We start from the raw sequence: 15,538 nt of genomic DNA, 5'->3' as shown, positions 1-15,538 counted from the left end.
CCCCCACCGCCGGAAGGCATGATGATTCCGCCGGCCCCCGCGTCACCACCGGCCCCCGCCGCGCCGCCTGCGCCCGCCGCGCCCGCTGCTCCTGCTGCTCCGCCAGTGCCGCACGCGCTGTTCGCATCGCACGCGTCCCCCTTGCCATCGTTGTCGCAGTCGGCCTGGTTTGCGTTCTTGTCGAGCGGACAGTTGTCGCTCGTGTCCGGCACGCCGTCGTCGTCGTCATCCGTGTCGCAGGCGTCGCCCTTGCCGTCGTTGTCGGTGTCGAGTTGCCCCGCGTTCTTGTCGTTCGGGCAGTTGTCCTTCGCATCGACGACGCCGTCCCCGTCCTTGTCCGCGGGCTCCGTGCAGCTCGGGCCTTTCGGAAAACCATCCGTCGGGCTCTTGCCCAGACGGCTGTCCGTCGCGGGACCAAAGTCGGCGTCCTCCGCGATCTTGTCTTCCGGATGATTCAGGTTCCAGAGTTGCTGAAACGCCAGCACGTCCTTGCCCTTGAGGTTGACGCTGCCCGAACCGACATAGGTGTAGTGGTAGACATCGCTCGAGCCGTACCACTGAAGATTTTTGGCCTGGAGCGCCGTCTTCCACGCGCTGTAGTCGCCGGTGTCGAACGCGGTGCCACCCTCGTGGTTCGAGTTCCCGGGCGTTGCGGCCAGGGGAATGCCGCAGCTCTTGTTCAGGTACCAGTGATAGAGCAGCCACTGCTGCGGCAGCGTGCGCAGCATGCTGGAGATGTGCAGCGTCATCGACGGGTTCGCGTCGACGGCCTTGACCAGCGCGTCCACCGCCGGCGGCTGCATGAACATGAACACGTGGCTGTAGCTCTTCACCAGGTTCGGGCGCGAGGGCACGGCCTTCAGCGCGTTCGGGTTGTCGCAGTTCATCTGCGCGATGATCTGCTGACTCAGCCCCTCCACCACCGAGGTGGAGCAGTTGCCCGACAGCGCCTGCGACACCGTCAGCCCGCTCTGCACGGTTCCTAGCTCTTCGTGTGGCTCGGGACCGTCTGGCTCGTCCGGCTGCACTTCGAGCGCGCAGCCCGCCAGTAACAGAGCTGCCGAGAGACCGAGCCCGAGTCGTTTCATCACGCCGCCTTGCGTCGCCTGAGCGCACCCACGCAGAGCAGCGAGGCTAACATGAACAGACCCGTCGCCGGTGCCCGCGTCCCGCCGCTCACGCTGCAGCCGCTGTCCTCGTCGCTCTGCATGACCTTGGTCTGCTGGCCCCCGCCGGAGCTCCCGCCGCCACCGGCCGAGCCGCTCGAACCACCGGCCCCGCTGCCCGCCGAGCCACTGGAGCCACTGGAGCCACCCGAGCCAGCACCACCGCCGCTGCCACCGCCGCCGCTGGGTGCATCACAAGCGTCGCCGACGCCGTCCCCATCCGTGTCCGCCTGATCCGTGTTGGCGTCCGAGGGACAGTTGTCGGTCGTATCCGGGACGCCGTCGCCGTCGTCGTCCCCGTCGCAGGCGTCCCCCTTGCCGTCGCCGTCGCTGTCGGCCTGATTGGCGTTCGCCACGAGCGGGCAGTTGTCGGTCGTATCCGGGACGCCGTCGCCGTCGTCATCGGCGTCACAAGCGTCGCCCTTGGCGTCCTTGTCGGTGTCCTTCTGATCGGCGTTCTTGTCGAGCGGGCAGTTGTCCGCGCTATCGAGCACACCGTCGTTGTCGTTGTCGGTGTCGCAGGCGTCGCCCTTGCCGTCTTTGTCGGTGTCCTTCTGGTCGGCGTTCTTCGCGTTGACGCAGTTGTCCTTGTCGTCGGTGACGCCGTCGCCGTCGCTGTCGGCGGGCGCTGTGCACGAACCCTGCGCGGTCAGCAGCTTGATGTCGCTGCCGTAGTAGAACTGCAAGATTTGTTTGTAGTCGTAGCCCTTGCTGTTTTCGAGGCAGCGTCCGCCCCACTGGCTCATGCAACCGCGGTTCTGACCGTAGCCGGGCGGTCCGATGTACCCGAGGGACGTTTGTTTGACGCTCGTGCCGCTGAGCCCAGCGTTGTACGTCACGTACTTCTCCATGGCGTGGCTGGGGCTGCCCTTGCAGCTGGGGGCGGACGTGTTGTTGTCACCGCTGACGTAGAAACCGTAGGTGAGCATGCCGGCGTGCGAGAGGTAGATCCCCGCGGTCTCCTTGACCGCCTGGATCGCCTTGGCGCTCGGGTTGGCGCCGCAGGTGTAGACCTGGCAGCCCTGGCCGTCGCAGATGGAACCCTTCGTCGCCATTGCGTAGTAAGCGACGGAGCGCGCCGCGATGGCTTGAGCCTTCAGCGCCTGCAGGTTTGCTCCGCCGTTCTCGCAGGTGATCACGTGCGGGAGGTAGTCGTCCTCCATGCTCTTGGTGCCCTTGCCGGTCACCGGGATCGTGCAGTAGGCCTTCGCCAGCGGCGCGCTGACGTCCTGTTGCACCTCGAGGATCGGCTCCTCGTTTCCGACGGGGCCGGATGCACAGCCGAGCGCAACCCACACAACCGATACGAGCCCGAGGCGAGTCCAATTGCTCATCGAAGAAGTCTCCGATGATAGCCTTTTGCAAAGCCGGGACCAGCGTCCGAGTGTGCAATTGCAGCGGTTTGTCTGCTGGGACAGAGCCTGCTGCCGCCCGCTCGTGCCAACCCGGGGTTGGCGGTCCATCGCAGATCGGGCTCCGGCGAGCTGGCCTCTGCCGCACCGCGCAAGCCGCGGTCGGGCTCGCCTGCTCACCCGCGGCGCGTGCGCCGCCGACCCATGACTATCGCGCCACCAAGGCCGACCAGCATTGCGCCGAGCGGAAGCTGGTTCTCCCGAGAACCCCACCCCGTCGCCGTCGAGGTCGTCGTCACACACGTCACCGATGCCGTCCTCGTCGGTGTCGTCCTGGTTCTCGTCGGCCAGATCGGGGCAGTTGTCGCTCGTATCGCTGACCCCGTCGCCGTCCCGATCGTCGTCACAGGCGTCGCCCTGGCCGTCGCCGTCCGTGTCGGTCTGCGCAGCGTCCGCGGTCGTCGGGCACACGTCCGTTGCATCCGGCACTCCGTCACCGTCGTCGTCGTCGTCGCACACGTCACCCTTGCCGTCCGCGTCGGTGTCGGCCTGATCAGCGTTGCCCTTCAGCGGACAGTTGTCGCTCGCGTCCGGCACTCCGTCACCATCGTCGTCCGTCTCACAGGCGTCGCCCTTGCCATCCTGGTCGGCGTCGGCTTGGTTCGCATTCTTGACCAGCGCGCAGTTGTCTGCGCTGTCCAGCACACCGTCGCCATCGTCGTCGGTGTCACAGGCATCGCCCTTGCCGTCTTTGTCCGTGTCCAGCTGGCTCTTGTTGGCGGCCGTCGGGCAGTTGTCCTTCGTGTCGAGCACGCTGTCGCCGTCGTCGTCGGTGTCGCAGGCGTCGCCCTTACCGTCCTTGTCCGTATCGCTCTGGGTCGCGTTCTTGGTGGTCGGACAGTTGTCCTTGGTGTCGAGCACGCCGTCGCCGTCGTCGTCGGTGTCACAGGCGTCGCCTTTTCCGTCTTTGTCCGTGTCCGTCTGGCTGGTGTTCTTCGTCGTGGGGCAGTTGTCCTTGCTGTCGGCCACACCGTCGCCGTCTTTGTCCGGAAAGTCCTGGATGTTGTTGCGACGAATGGCCTTGTAGCTGGACGAGATCGTGCGGCTCCCGCGCACACAGCCGTAGCTGCAGCCCTTGCACTCGATGGCCGTGACCCAGCCCCACGGGTCACCACTCTCGTACATGAAGATGTGCCCTGCGCCGCCCGTGTTGTACACGAACGAGTCGGCGGGTTTGGCGCTGCCTCGCGAGATGGTGCTCCAGTGATAGCTGTAGTTGTCGAAGTAGTACGTCGAGTAAGGGTGAGAGTCGGTCGTGACACTGCTGGCGCTCGGGACCTGCCAGGCCTTCGCCACGAACCCCGAGCAGTCTGCGCCGTACGAACCGGAGTGGGAACAGCTCGGGCAGCTTCCGGAGCACGAGCCGTGAGACGTGGACGTGGTGCTCCAGCGACCGTGGCCCCACCAGTAGGAGAACTTCACGACACCCTTGCCGCGGGCGACGATCTCGGCGCGCGTCGCGGCGGGTGGTGTCGCAATGGCGGGCAGGGTCACGGCGACGGCGGCGCCGAGGGAGAGCACCTCGATCAATTTGCTGATGCGGCTCATAGCGAGAACCTCCGCATCGTCGCGCCTTCGTCTCCGTACGCGAGGTGGTAGACCGCGCCGTCTGCGCCAACCCGGATGCGTCGGAAGCTCTCCTCTGCTCCGGAATTTGCCGGCAGCTCCACGCGAGCCAGCTCGGTGCCGGTGGAGTCGAGCACGACCACGATCTCGCGGGCGTCTTGCACCTCGAAGCCGGGCGCGAGCGCTTCGGCGAGCAGGCTCGCTCCCAGAAACACTCGGCCGCGTGTATCGGTGTCCAGCTCGAGCAGCTGCCAGACCGGCAGATCGAAGCTCACCTTGGCGAGTGGGGTCACGCCGTCTCGGGTCTTCTGCGCGATGAAGGCCGCGTTGGCTCCGGACTTCGAGGCGCGCAGCACGCTGCCGTCGGCGCCGAAGCGCCCTTGCACGATGGTGCGATCCTCGACCGGATCGCCGCTCGCTTCCGCGAGCTTCACCAGGTTCGCGTGTTTCACCTCGACCCAGGTGCCGTCGTCGCGCTGAAAGAGGCCGGTCACGTCTCCGCCCTCGGCGACACCCTTGCCGGCCAGTGGGATCTCGTGGGTGACCTTGCCGCTGCGATCGGCGAAGGCAACGGACTCCTTGCTCAGCCGATCGAGGAGGACCAAGCCATCATCGCTCGTCAGCGCCACGTCCTGGTACGTGTCGCCCGGCACGGGCAGACTGCGGGGCTCCACGCCTGGCTCGAAGATCTGAACCCGTCCGTTGACTTGGTCTAGAACGAACGCGCGTCCACGCGGGTCCACCGCAAAACTCATCGGCCCTTCGGGCGACGACTCGTTGGCGCTGCGGCGTCCGAGCTCTCCCTTGCCGCCACCCCAGCGCGCGCTGAACACCTCTTCGGTCTTCACGTCGCTGACCCGAGCGCGGGTTCGGTTGGTGGAGGGCGCGGCCCTCGGTGCCACGGGTGTGACCCGCGGCAGGGGAACCGGGGCATCGGCGAAGGAGAGCTGAAATGCGCCCGTTCTGAGCGAGGTGACCCGGGGGCTCCAGAGACCGAACGCGGCCAAACCAAGCGCTGCGATCGAGACGGCGACGGGCCAGCGGCTCTTGGATCTGGGCATTGCCAGGTCTTCGTTTGCAAACTCGGGGCCGAGCGTCTGGCCCACGATCACACGGATTTCTCTCGGGCTCACCGCCAACTCGCCCTTGCCGGCGCCAACCCACAGTTGGCACGCTCGGGCAGGCGTGCGCCCGAGACCACCGCCCCCCCTGTGCGTGCTCAGGGCACGAAGCTGAGCGGGAGTTGCACCACGGACTCGCTGTTGGCCGCGGGAAATCTGAGCCCACGCACCGCGGTCGCGACACAGGCGTACAGCGCGGGGTCAGGGGCCGTCGAGACGTCGCTGACTTCCCTCACGGCGCCACTCGGTTCGATCACGATCTTGATGCCGAGCTTCACCTTCAGCGTCGGGCGTGTCTTTTTTTCTTCCTCGTAGCATTGTTTGAACTGCTTCCTCGCGCGCGTGAAGGTCGTGGAGATGTCCGAGACCCCTCGTGGACCGAGCTCGGCGCAAGGAACCTCCGATCCGTCGGTGCGAGCGCAGGGACGGTCGGGTGTGGTTGCAGGGTCGCTGCGCGGCGGCAACGAAGGAGCTGCGACCTCTGCCTCGCTCGGTGCGCCGGCGTGATCCGAGCTCGTCGCTGCGGCCGGGATCACGACCTCCTGGGACTCGGGCCTCGAGGCCGTCTCGGCCGGTGATGCGGCGCGCTGTCGAGCGTGTCCACATGCCGCCAGCGTGAACGCGAAGAGCGTGCTGGTTGGCGTCTTCCGGGCGTGGAGCATGCGCATTCGTAGGGCGTTCGGCGCTGGAAATCAGCCGCCGATCAGGCGTCCGGTTCGGTAGTCCTCGAAGGCCTGGCGGAGCTCGTCGTCGGTGTTCATCACGAACGGACCGCGGCGCGCGACCGGTTCGTTCAACGGTCGGGCTGCCAGCAAGAGCCCGCGGCCCGCGTCCGCGTCACAGCTCGCCTCGAAGGTCTCACCCGCTGCGAGGACCGCCAGCTGCCCGCGCCGAAGCTCGCGCTTCGATGGGCCAACGCGGAGCGCGCCATCGACGACGTAGACGAATGCCGTGTGCCCCGCCGGCAGATCGTGGCTGAAGCGTGCGCCGCGCTTCAGCGCGACATCCAGGAACACGGGCTCGACGTCGATGCCCTGCACCGGTCCGGTCGCGCCCTGCGCATCGCCTGCGACCACCCGCAGCTGGGTCCCCTCGAGCTCGCGCTCCGGGATACGCTCGGGGGGAATGTCCTGATAACGAGGTTTGCGCCACTTGTTCTGGCGCGGGAGGTTCACCCACAGCTGGTAACCCCACATCAGACCGCGCTCCTGTTTGGGCATCTCGGAGTGAATGATGCCGCGCCCCGCCGTCATCCACTGCGCACTCCCGGGCCCGAGGCGCCCACGATTCCCGACGCTGTCTTTGTGCTCCATGGCGCCGTGCAGCATGTACGTCACGGTCTCGAAGCCGCGGTGTGGGTGATCGGGGAATCCTCGGATGTAGTCGTTGGGGTTGTCCGACTGGAATTCGTCGAGCAAGAGAAACGGATCGAGCATGGGCAGCGCGCGCCCGCCCAGGATTCGGTTCAGGTTCACGCCTGCGCCGTCGGTGGTGCGCTCTGCGGTGATGACCCGCTCGATTTCCCGCGAGCGTCGCGGCGGTTCGGCTTCGGTCTTCGGCATGGGTTCGCCCTTCCTGGACAAGAGCAGCGCGCCGAGGGGAACTGCGGCGGCGGCTCCCAGGATCAGGCGGCGACGGCTGACGGACATTGGACGAACTTTAGCGCGGGTCTTCCGCGGGGGAAGTGCCGGCCGGTCTTCTTCGGTGATTCTGCCGCGCACGCCGGGCTGCTATCGTCGCCGCACCTGATCATGCCGCACCCGCTCTGGCTCTTTTCGTCCGTCTCCCTGCTGCTCATTCCAGCCTGCGGGTCCGACGACGGAGGGGGCGGAGCGGCGGGCACGGGCGGCTCCGGCGGCAATCAGGCCACGACCTGCGCCGACGGTTACCCCAAGCTGGGCGCGCCCTGCGCCATCGCCTTCGAGAAGTGTGCAAGCTGCGGCACGTATGCGTGCTGTGATGTCTTCGAGTGTCAGAGCGGCGCCTGGGCACAGACTCAGTTCCACACCGCGTGTCCGTCCGATGGCGGCAGTGACGCCTCGGATGCCGGCTCCGATGTGGAGAGCGACTCCGAGCCTGGTGACTCTTCCATCAGTGACGGCGCGGCAGCGGATGCTGATGACGCGTCGACCGAGTGAAGCCTGAGCAAACTCGAGACGCCCGGTCGGAGCTGCGGCGTGGCGTGCCGTTCAGTTCGGGCACGCCGGATCTTCGAAGTGTACTGTGATCGAGATCGCGTCGACCTGGGGTGAGCCTGCTGCGGTCGCCGTCACCGTCAACAGCACTCCGAAATCCGCGGCCTCGACCTCGGCCTTCTTGAGCGCCGTCGCGCCCCAGAGCTCCGCTGCGCCGCCGTAGGCCCACACCGCATCGGTCGGCGTCCAGGCCTGGTTCTTGGCTCCGTTGGTCGCGAGCGGCGCACCGTTGACGAACACCCGCACGTCTTGATCCTTCAGGTTCGCGCCGCTCCCGGCCGCCGAGCGCTCGATGGAGACCTCCACGCCGAGCACGGTCGCGTTGGCGGGCAGCGCGAACCCAAAGGCGGACGCCTTCAGCTGGTTCGTCGTCTTGCCGGTGGCGAGCGCGGCCGCGGTCGTCGCCCACTTGTCGTCCGAAGCCATGGCCGCGTCCAGCGTTGTCCACGCCACGTTGCCGGTGATCTTCTGCTCGAACACCGCGTCAGGGAAGTGCGTCTGAGATTGTTTCTTCGTGCAGCCGCACACACCCTTGACGCTGCCGCCGCCGCAGCTGTCGGGCGCTTGACAACCACAGCTCAAGCTCGAGCCGCAGCCATCGCTGAGCTCACCACACGCCGGTGCGAGCGTCGCGCAGGTCGTCGGGAAACAGCTGCCGTCGTTGCCTCCGTCCTTGCCGCCGGTCCCCGCATCGCCGGGTTTGGCCGTCGCATGGCGACAGCGGCCATCGGTCGAACAACTCATCCCCTCCGGGCATTCGGCCTCACCCCCGGTCGGATCACAGAGGAACTGCCCGTCGTCGAAGCTCTCGTCCACCACGCAGCTCGAAGCGAGCGCGACGGCGAGCGGTGCCGCCACCACCCATCTTCGCATCAAGCGCGCTCCCACCACCAACGACGACGAGCGACGAGACCGAGAGCGACCACTGCCAGCAACCACTCGGCCCGGGTTTCACTACTCTGCGTCGTGCAACCACCCGAGTCCGAGCTGCCGTTGCCGCTCTTCTTTCCGCCCGTGCCGCTGCCGCTGCCCGTGCCGCTGGCGTTGCCAGTGCCGGACGAACCTCCACCGCCCGAGCCTCCACCGCTGGCCCCGCTACCGCCGTTTCCGCCGCTGCCGCTGCCGCCGCCGCCGCTCGCCGACGCCGGGGCCCAGGTCGTCTTGTCGACGCAGAACAGGCCCAAGCCGACCACGTTGCACTCGAAACCGGGTGGGCAGGGTGAATTTTCCGGAGAGCACTCGCGCGAACAGCGACCGAGCTCGGCGTTGCAGTGGCCGCTCACACACTCGTTGTCCGTCGCGCACTGTTCGCCCAGTCGTTTGGCGGTGGGCACACAAAGATCTTGCCCGACCACGCTCTGACAATCGAAACCGTAGGCGCAACCGACGCTCGGGTTGCAGGCCTTGGTGCAGAAGTTGTCGCGCCGGTCGGCGAGCGTCATGCACGCCCCGCTCGCGCAGTACTCCGCACCCATACAACGCTCCCCGGTGCCCAGCTTTCCCCCACGCACACAGCGCCCCACGTGGCAGGTGAAACCGCTCGGACAGCTGCCGCCCTCCGCGCAAGCACGGGTGCAGCGAAGCACGCCGAGCCCGTCGTCTTCACAAGCGGTGTCGGCTTCGCAGTCGGAGGTCGTCGTGCACGCCTCGCCCAGGAGTCGCGGTCCCGCCACGCCGGCGAGCGCCGCGCACTCACCGCAGTTGGTCTTGGACGCACACGCCATGTCGTCGGGGCACTGACCGAGGGCGGGATTACACGGCAAGGTGCAGCCCGCAGCCCCGCAGTGATCTGTCTCGCAGTCGGAGCCGGCGCTGCACGCCTGCAAGATCTTCTTCGTGCCGGGGTTGCCCGGCTGACAGAAGCCCTGCCCGCAGCTCGAGACACAGTGCGATCCGGCGGGACACCCGGCTCCACCCACGCAGTGTCGGACACAGGTCTTCCCGGCGCCGGTGTCTTCGCACAGCCCCGAGGCGCACTCCACCTCGCTACTGCAGGTCTGACCGTCGGCTTTGCACGAGTTGTCGGCGATGCCGTCGCAGTCCTGATCCTTGCCGTCGCCGCAGAGCTCGGTCGACGGCACACACACCCCAACGATGCCCAGCGCGTTCAGCAGGAACTGGCTCACCTTCCCGTTGCGCACACTCGTGGCGTTGCTGATCCCCACGCCGCACTCCACACCTGCGTCGGATTTCTGAGCTGTGCTCGTGATGCCGACCAACTCTCGCTGTGTGCCAGCCGCAAACGCCCCGAAGAAGAAGGCGCCGCCGGAGTCTCCGCTGCACGCGCCCTTGCCCTCTGTCTTGACGATCCCCGTCGAGCCGTTGACGTTGAGCAGAGCATCGACGGTCATGCGTTTCACGCCCACGGCGCCGCTCGTGAGTGAGCTCCGGCCATAACCGACGATGGTGAAGCTATCGCTAGTGCCGGGCACGTAGTCGGTCTTGACCTTGTGGATGAACGTGCCGGCGGGTATGGCGCTCGAAAGCCAGATCAACGCGACGTCCTCGCCCGCATCGACCGCGGGTTGAACCTCGAGGTTTGCCGGCTGGCCGATCCACTCCATCTTGGTGCTACCGCGGTAGGTGAGGGAACCGGTGCTCGGCCCGAAGCCGACACGGAAGCGATCACCCTTGAGCGCGAGATCGGGACCGTTCGCGACCTCCTTGAAGGTGCAGTGTTTGGCGGTCACCACCAGGGTCGGGCCGATCACGGTGCCCGAACACAGGAATGGATAGTCGAGGTGCGAGATCGAGACGACGCCGGTCTCGGCGGGATCCGGCACGCCGCCGATGACCGGTTGCGCCAGGCTCACGGTCTCCGGCTCCTGGTTTCGCGCCTCGGAGCAAGCGAACGCCACGCACGGCAGAGCGAGCGCGAGCGTCAGCTGCGCTCGGGAGCGAGGGAAGAGCTGTCCGATTGGGGGCACCGTGACGCCCCCATCGTAGCTCAGAACGCCTGACTGTGACGCCCTCGGTCGTTGAGCGCGGATCGGGAAAAAGGCGCTACCCTGGCGGGCGTGGCGCAGGCTCGCAGCATCGTGCGCTCGGCGCTGACCTGGGCCGGGTTCGCGGGGGTGGTCTTGGTCGGTGTCCCGCCGATGGTGCTTGGTTACCCGCTGGTGCTGGTGGATCCCAACCGCGCCATCTCGGACTGGTACTTCCGGCGCATTGCCCGGGTGTTGATCGGCTTGAACCCGTTCTGGAAGGTGACCGTCGATGGCAAGGAGCAGCTCGAGCGTGGTGGGCCATTCGTGCTCGTGGTCAACCACCAGAGCTTCGCTGATCTGATGGCGATGTGTTTCCTCGACCACCCGACGAAGTACCTGGGCAAACACAGCGTGTTCAAGCTGCCGGTGTTCGGCTGGGCGCTCGCGATTGCCGGGGAGGTCCCGGTGAGACGCGGCGATCGCAAGAGCGGTGCGGAGGCCCTCGACAAGTTGCGGGAGTGGCTGGAGCGCGGGGTCTCGGTGGCGTTATTTCCCGAGGGCACCCGCAGCGCGGACGGCAACATCGGCAAGTTCAAGCTCGGCGCCTTCAACCTGGCGATCAAGGCCGGGCGCCCCATCGTGCCCGTGGTGATCGCTGGCGCGCGGGAGCTCTTGCCCAAACACTCGGTCGTGTTCGAGGAGGCGGCGAACATTCGAGTGCGCGTGCTCCCGCCGGAAAGCACCGAAGGCCTGACCTTGGATGACGCGGGGGCGCTCGCGGAGCGCGTGCGCGAGCGCATGTGTTACGCGCTCGGCGAGATGGAGAGCCGCTGATGGTTTCGCGAAAATCAGGCGCGCGGCGCCCGGGTGCTGTCGCCTAACCCGAGCAAGGTCCGCTGCAGTTCCCCTGCATGCAGTTCCAGTACTGCAGCCACTTCTCGCTCCCGCTCGGATCGGGACCAACTCCGAAACAATTGCTCTGCATGCACGACATCAGGTCCGCCGCGCCCTTGCAGTAGCTGAAGCGACAATCATCGACCTGCCGACAGCCAGAGCCGGTGTCGCACTGCTGAAACTCAGGGCAGCACGAATTGCGCATGCAGCTGTCGCAGCTAGGCGAGAAGAAGGCCCAGTCGGTCGGGCAATTCGCACCGCCGCCGGAGCCGCCGAACCCTGCCGCGCCGCCGAACCCTGCCGCGCCGCCGAAGCCCGCCGCGCCGCCGAAGCCCGCGGCGCCGCCGAAGCCCGAGCTGCAAGCCATGCTGTAGTTCGAACAGCAATCGCCCTTCTGGACACATTGCGCGTCGCAATAACAGGTGCCACCCGCCGTGGACACCGGGGTCTCGGTTCCACAGATGGCCGAATGACAGCCGCCCGATGGAGTCGTCCCGCCGGAACCACCCTTGCCGCCGCTCCCCGGCTTGCCGCCCGCGCCTGCCTTGTCGTCGAAGATGTTCTTGCCGCTGAACGGCACGGGCCCCGAGTCCTCGCAGCCGAACGCAGTCACGAGCAGACACGAGATCAACAATCGCTTCACGATCCACCTCCCGCGGCGCGGACCCGGAACAACGTCCACTTCACACTACCTGCGCTCTTGCTCGCGAGCTCGAGCGCAGGGAGCTTCCCTTTGGCCAGCTCCGTCTGACACACCTCGACGATGGCAAAGCCGCTCTCGCGAGTGTCAGCAAAGCTGTTGTCGCTCGTCCGCAGCGTCAGCGCGAGGGGGGTCTCCGCGACCCCGGCGGCGACGGCCAGCACACACTGATCCGCGCTCAAGGAGAGCGCGTCCGAGGGCACGGAGAGGAGCTTCCCGGCCACCAGCGTCGAGCTACCCCGCAAGAGCGGCTTCTCCAGGCGTTTGCCCACCGTGTCGAAGGCTAGCGCGTCCACCGTCTCGAAGCCCGGCTTGCTCGCTTCGACGCCTGCCGCGGCCATCGCCTTTCGAGCTGCCTCGATCTGCGCTTCGGCCATCGCGGCGCGAAACCGCGTCGTGATCGCGGAGCTGGCCGCCGCAGCAATGTATGGGACGAGTCCGTCGGGGTTGTCGATGGGTCCCCGATCAGGTGCGTGTCCTTTCACGTTGTGTGCAGCGTCGTCCGAGACCTCGAAGTCGGTCCAGGTGTACTGGAGCGGCGTCTGAAAGGTCTTGGGCGCCCCCGCGTCCGCAGCCTGCAACGAAATGCTCAGCACGCTGGTGACCGTCCGTGAGTACTGCTTCTTGGTGTACGGCCAGTCCGCCATGATCGGCACAGTGATGGTGTCGGGCTCCTTCGCGAGCTCACTCTCCGCGGTGCTGAGCTCGGTACGAGCCGTGGTGACCTCGGAGTTGCTGGGTTGAAGCAGGCCGTCCGCCGCGGCGCAGCCGGTGGCCGCTGCGACCGCCGACCATCCGGTGGCCTTTGCCGCCTGGGCGTTGCACTCGTCGATCAGCTTCTTCTTTTCCCGATCAAAGTCCTGCTTTCTCGTCTGAAAATCCGCCTCCGCCTGCGTGAGCGCCGAGCGCGCGGCCGAGACGCGCTCGCGCGCGGCCGGCTTCTTGGGGTTCTGCCGCACGTCGTCCCTGACCTTGTACTTGCTCGTCTCATTCACCTCCGTGGTGCTGAGGTCGCTGATGGTGACCTCGCTGAGCTCGACGCCAATCTTGTAGGTTGCGTCGCTCGCCCCGGCATCGGCCATGCGGATGCCGGTCGCGTCGCGGGACATCGCCGTCCGCATCGCCGGCGTCAGCTCGGCGTACAGCCGCTGACGACGAGAGTCGGGTGCGCTGCCCACACTCACGGCCACGATGGTGCGGGCGTAGCGGGCGCCATTGACCAGCTTGCCTTCCAGAAAGTGCACCGGGCCGAGCGTGCGGCGAACCGGCCGAAGCTCTACCGCAGTGTCGCTCATCACGCCCTCCCACACGCCGAGCGTGGTTCGGCACTCGACGTGGGGTTTGTCGTCGTCGGTGTCCTGCTCGCAGCGCGTGACCGGCAGGCGCAGAAACCCGAACGGGTCGCCGGGCCGTGTTGCATGCTCGGCGCCGATGGCGCTGAAACACTTGCTCAGCACGTCCACTCGGACTTTCAGCGCGCCGTTGCCGAGCGTGGCCCACACCTGATTGCCGGTCTTTCCCGCCGCCATCGCCTGCGCGTGCACCGGACCGAGCGCGAGCCCCTCGACCGCGAGCGCGACGTCGCCCTCGGCGTCCACCAGCATCGCCGCCGGAGCGCGCCCCGCCGCCTGAACCTCGTCGCAGGTTGGCGCCCAGGGTGTGAAGACGAGCTGCTTGCCGACCAGCTTCTTCGCCTCCTCGAGTCCAGGCGGAACCGGCTGCAGACAGCCCTGGGATGAGCCCGCGGGGAGCTTCAGCCAGTGTTTTCCGCCGTCGCCGCGTCTCACCTCGATGGCTGCGAACGCGTCGCCGCCAGTTCTCACATAGGCGTCGACGATCTCGACGACGGTCATCTCCTTGCCTTCTGCGGCGCCGCTCAGAGCCTTGCCGCGACCCTGCTCGAGATCGGCGAGAGAGTCTGCGATCCAAGCGGCGCAGGCTCCGGGGGGTGCGTACTGCACGTACCGGGTGCCGGGCTCGAGCCCCTTCCATTTCGCGGGGTCGTCGCCCGAGGTCGCCGCGTAGTTGGACAGTTTGAGGGTCTTTGCAGGCCCAGCGCAGCCGCTTCCGAAAAGGCTGACCGAGATGGACGCCGTGAACAGCACTCGACGAAGGAAAATGGTGGTTGCCATGTTGGTTCCTCGCTCAGAAAAAGCTGATCAGGATGCCGCCACCGAGCCGCTGCTCGATGGGTGACGATGCCGCCGTTGCGTTGGCGAGTGTGGCGTTGGTGTTGCCGCCGCTATCCGCGACGTCGCTGGGTGTGAACCCGCCCGATGAGCCCAGACGCGTTTCGTACCAGCCGGTGAAGTAGACAATTCCCGCGCGGACGCCAGCTTGAAGTACCGCGTAGGTTGCGGTCTGGTACTCACCGGCGCGAAACTCGTAACGGAAGTCGCCGAACAGTCGCGAAGGTTCCTTGGCTTTTGCCCGGGTCCGGACCCGCGCATGGAGCCCGTATTGCAGACCGTGGTGGATGCCGGTCTTGGCCGTCGAAGTGCTGCTGTCGGCGTCGAATGACACCGAGTACATCTCCAGCCGATAACCGACGTAAGGCCCCGCCGAGAAGTACTCGACGGGCCCGAGGTCCATGCCGAACATGCCACTCACGCGCTGGGTGAAGACTTTGAAGGTGCGGCTGGTCGTCGCGCTGCCGGCCTCTTCCTTGCGATTGCCGAACGCAAATCCAAAATCGAAATCGAACCACGGGACCAGCAGTTGCCCGACGCTGCGAAACTCGGCCGCGACGCCGAGGTCGGCGTCGAGCATCGAGAAGGCCGTCTCGTCGTCGGTGCGGTCGTCGTTGATCGGGTTGAAGGTCGCCTTGCTGAGCCCAAGGCGCATCGAGACGACGTGCAGCTTGCCGACGTCGACGATTGCCGGGACACTCACGCCGTTGGAGCTGGCCGCATCGGACGACTTCTGCTCCTGTCCGGGCTGAACGAAACCCATGCCGGTCCAGCGCGCCCCGCCGACGCTGTCGACTGGCGTCGCAGCGGGTCTCATCGCGGGCGGTGGCGGCGGAGCTGGGGGCGGTTCGACCGGCGGAGGCGGCGGTTCGACCGGCGCAGGCGGCGGTTCGACCGGGGCAGGCGTCTCGGCTCCCTTGCCCTCGTTTCCTTTCCCCTCCTCCTTCTTCTTCTTCTTCTCCTTTTCTTTCTCGTCCCGGGCTCTCTGTCGTTCTTCTTTGGCCTTCTGCTCCCTGACCTTTTTCGCTTTTTCCTGCTCTTCCTTCGCCCTGCGTTTTTCCTCTCGCTCGAGCTTCTTCTTCTGCTCCGCCTCTGCCTTTCCACTCGAGGGCGGTGGCGCGTCGGCAGGTGGGGCGGGCTGCCGGCGAGCTTGTACGGTCAGGGGTACTGCCAACACCAGGAGGAGAACGGGGAGCGAGACGCGCAAGGGGAACCTCCAATTCTGCAACGCTACGCGCAGCGCCGCGAGTCACCAACGGATGGATTTCGAAGCCAGAAATGGCCGGTGCTCGCGGGAATCCTGGCGGCTTGACTTTGGTTTCGAGGCTGAGGCGTTGCTGGGAGCCGGACGACGGCCAAGCGTGACCC

The 15,538-nt window shown here is 66.8% G+C and carries 11 protein-coding genes and 1 pseudogene; 2 read left to right on the top strand and 10 right to left on the bottom strand.

Annotated features, from left to right (window positions below):
* Positions 1 to 116: 116 nt before the first annotated feature.
* The 5 genes and pseudogenes from IPI67_34395 to IPI67_34375 all read right to left on the bottom strand — a co-directional run bounded on the left by IPI67_34395 (position 117) and on the right by IPI67_34375 (position 6,827).
* Positions 117 to 1,088 (bottom strand): annotated as a pseudogene (locus IPI67_34395) (thrombospondin type 3 repeat-containing protein).
* Positions 1,088 to 4,126: a thrombospondin type 3 repeat-containing protein gene (locus IPI67_34390; protein MBK7585266.1), complete on the bottom strand. Its 3,039-nt coding sequence runs from the start codon at positions 4,124 to 4,126 to the stop codon at positions 1,088 to 1,090. The pseudogene IPI67_34395 and the gene IPI67_34390 overlap by 1 nt, the downstream one beginning before the upstream one ends.
* Positions 4,123 to 5,277: a hypothetical protein gene (locus IPI67_34385; GenBank protein ID MBK7585265.1), complete on the bottom strand. Its 1,155-nt coding sequence runs from the start codon at positions 5,275 to 5,277 to the stop codon at positions 4,123 to 4,125. Before IPI67_34385 ends, IPI67_34390 begins: the two co-directional genes overlap by 4 nt.
* 86 nt (positions 5,278 to 5,363) lie before the next feature.
* Positions 5,364 to 5,927, bottom strand: a complete 564-nt coding sequence (locus tag IPI67_34380; protein MBK7585264.1) for an AgmX/PglI C-terminal domain-containing protein — start codon at positions 5,925 to 5,927, stop codon at positions 5,364 to 5,366.
* 30 nt (positions 5,928 to 5,957) lie between these two features.
* On the bottom strand, positions 5,958 to 6,827 hold the full coding sequence (locus IPI67_34375) for a pirin family protein (protein ID MBK7585263.1): 870 nt from the start codon (positions 6,825 to 6,827) through the stop codon (positions 5,958 to 5,960).
* A 189-nt stretch (positions 6,828 to 7,016) separates the two neighbouring features.
* On the opposite strand from IPI67_34375, the gene IPI67_34370 reads away from it, so the two are divergent.
* Positions 7,017 to 7,403: a hypothetical protein gene (locus IPI67_34370; GenBank protein ID MBK7585262.1), complete on the top strand. Its 387-nt coding sequence runs from the start codon at positions 7,017 to 7,019 to the stop codon at positions 7,401 to 7,403.
* A 51-nt stretch (positions 7,404 to 7,454) separates the two neighbouring features.
* On the opposite strand, the gene IPI67_34365 is transcribed toward IPI67_34370, so the two are convergent.
* Together IPI67_34365 and IPI67_34360 are read right to left on the bottom strand one after the other, a co-directional pair.
* Positions 7,455 to 8,333: a hypothetical protein gene (locus tag IPI67_34365; GenBank protein ID MBK7585261.1), complete on the bottom strand. Its 879-nt coding sequence runs from the start codon at positions 8,331 to 8,333 to the stop codon at positions 7,455 to 7,457.
* The gene (locus IPI67_34360) at positions 8,333 to 10,387 is read right to left on the bottom strand and encodes a trypsin-like serine protease (protein MBK7585260.1); all 2,055 of its coding nucleotides are present in this window, start codon (positions 10,385 to 10,387) and stop codon (positions 8,333 to 8,335) included. Before IPI67_34360 ends, IPI67_34365 begins: the two co-directional genes overlap by 1 nt.
* Positions 10,388 to 10,477: 90 nt before the next feature.
* Between IPI67_34360 and IPI67_34355 the strand changes: the two genes are divergently transcribed.
* Positions 10,478 to 11,221: a 1-acyl-sn-glycerol-3-phosphate acyltransferase gene (locus tag IPI67_34355; GenBank protein ID MBK7585259.1), complete on the top strand. Its 744-nt coding sequence runs from the start codon at positions 10,478 to 10,480 to the stop codon at positions 11,219 to 11,221.
* A 43-nt stretch (positions 11,222 to 11,264) separates the two neighbouring features.
* Here the strand turns inward: IPI67_34355 and IPI67_34350 are convergent, their stop codons facing one another.
* The 3 genes from IPI67_34350 to IPI67_34340 are packed head-to-tail and all read right to left on the bottom strand — an operon-like array spanning position 11,265 to position 15,344.
* Positions 11,265 to 11,924: a hypothetical protein gene (locus IPI67_34350; GenBank protein ID MBK7585258.1), complete on the bottom strand. Its 660-nt coding sequence runs from the start codon at positions 11,922 to 11,924 to the stop codon at positions 11,265 to 11,267.
* On the bottom strand, positions 11,921 to 14,113 hold the full coding sequence (locus IPI67_34345) for a hypothetical protein (protein ID MBK7585257.1): 2,193 nt from the start codon (positions 14,111 to 14,113) through the stop codon (positions 11,921 to 11,923). The genes IPI67_34350 and IPI67_34345 overlap by 4 nt, the downstream gene beginning before the upstream one ends.
* Positions 14,114 to 14,126: 13 nt before the next feature.
* The gene (locus IPI67_34340) at positions 14,127 to 15,344 is read right to left on the bottom strand and encodes a hypothetical protein (protein ID MBK7585256.1); all 1,218 of its coding nucleotides are present in this window, start codon (positions 15,342 to 15,344) and stop codon (positions 14,127 to 14,129) included.
* Positions 15,345 to 15,538 lie beyond the last annotated feature (194 nt).

The organism is Myxococcales bacterium (assembly GCA_016706225.1).
Taxonomy (GTDB): domain Bacteria; phylum Myxococcota_A; class Polyangia; order Polyangiales; family Polyangiaceae; genus JADJKB01.
The sequence above is the reverse complement of the archived record's forward strand: the minus strand, read 5'-3'. Positions and strand labels throughout refer to the sequence as shown.

Excerpts from the sequence above, each read along its gene's own strand:
- IPI67_34390 (MBK7585266.1), bottom strand. The coding sequence starts at position 4,126 with ATGAGCCGCATCAGCAAATTGATCGAGGTGCTCTCCCTCGGCGCCGCC.
- IPI67_34380 (MBK7585264.1), bottom strand. The coding sequence starts at position 5,927 with ATGCTCCACGCCCGGAAGACGCCAACCAGCACGCTCTTCGCGTTCACG.
- IPI67_34375 (MBK7585263.1), bottom strand. The coding sequence starts at position 6,827 with ATGCCGAAGACCGAAGCCGAACCGCCGCGACGCTCGCGGGAAATCGAG.
- IPI67_34370 (MBK7585262.1), top strand. The coding sequence starts at position 7,017 with ATGCCGCACCCGCTCTGGCTCTTTTCGTCCGTCTCCCTGCTGCTCATT.
- IPI67_34365 (MBK7585261.1), bottom strand. The coding sequence starts at position 8,333 with ATGCGAAGATGGGTGGTGGCGGCACCGCTCGCCGTCGCGCTCGCTTCG.
- IPI67_34345 (MBK7585257.1), bottom strand. The coding sequence starts at position 14,113 with ATGGCAACCACCATTTTCCTTCGTCGAGTGCTGTTCACGGCGTCCATC.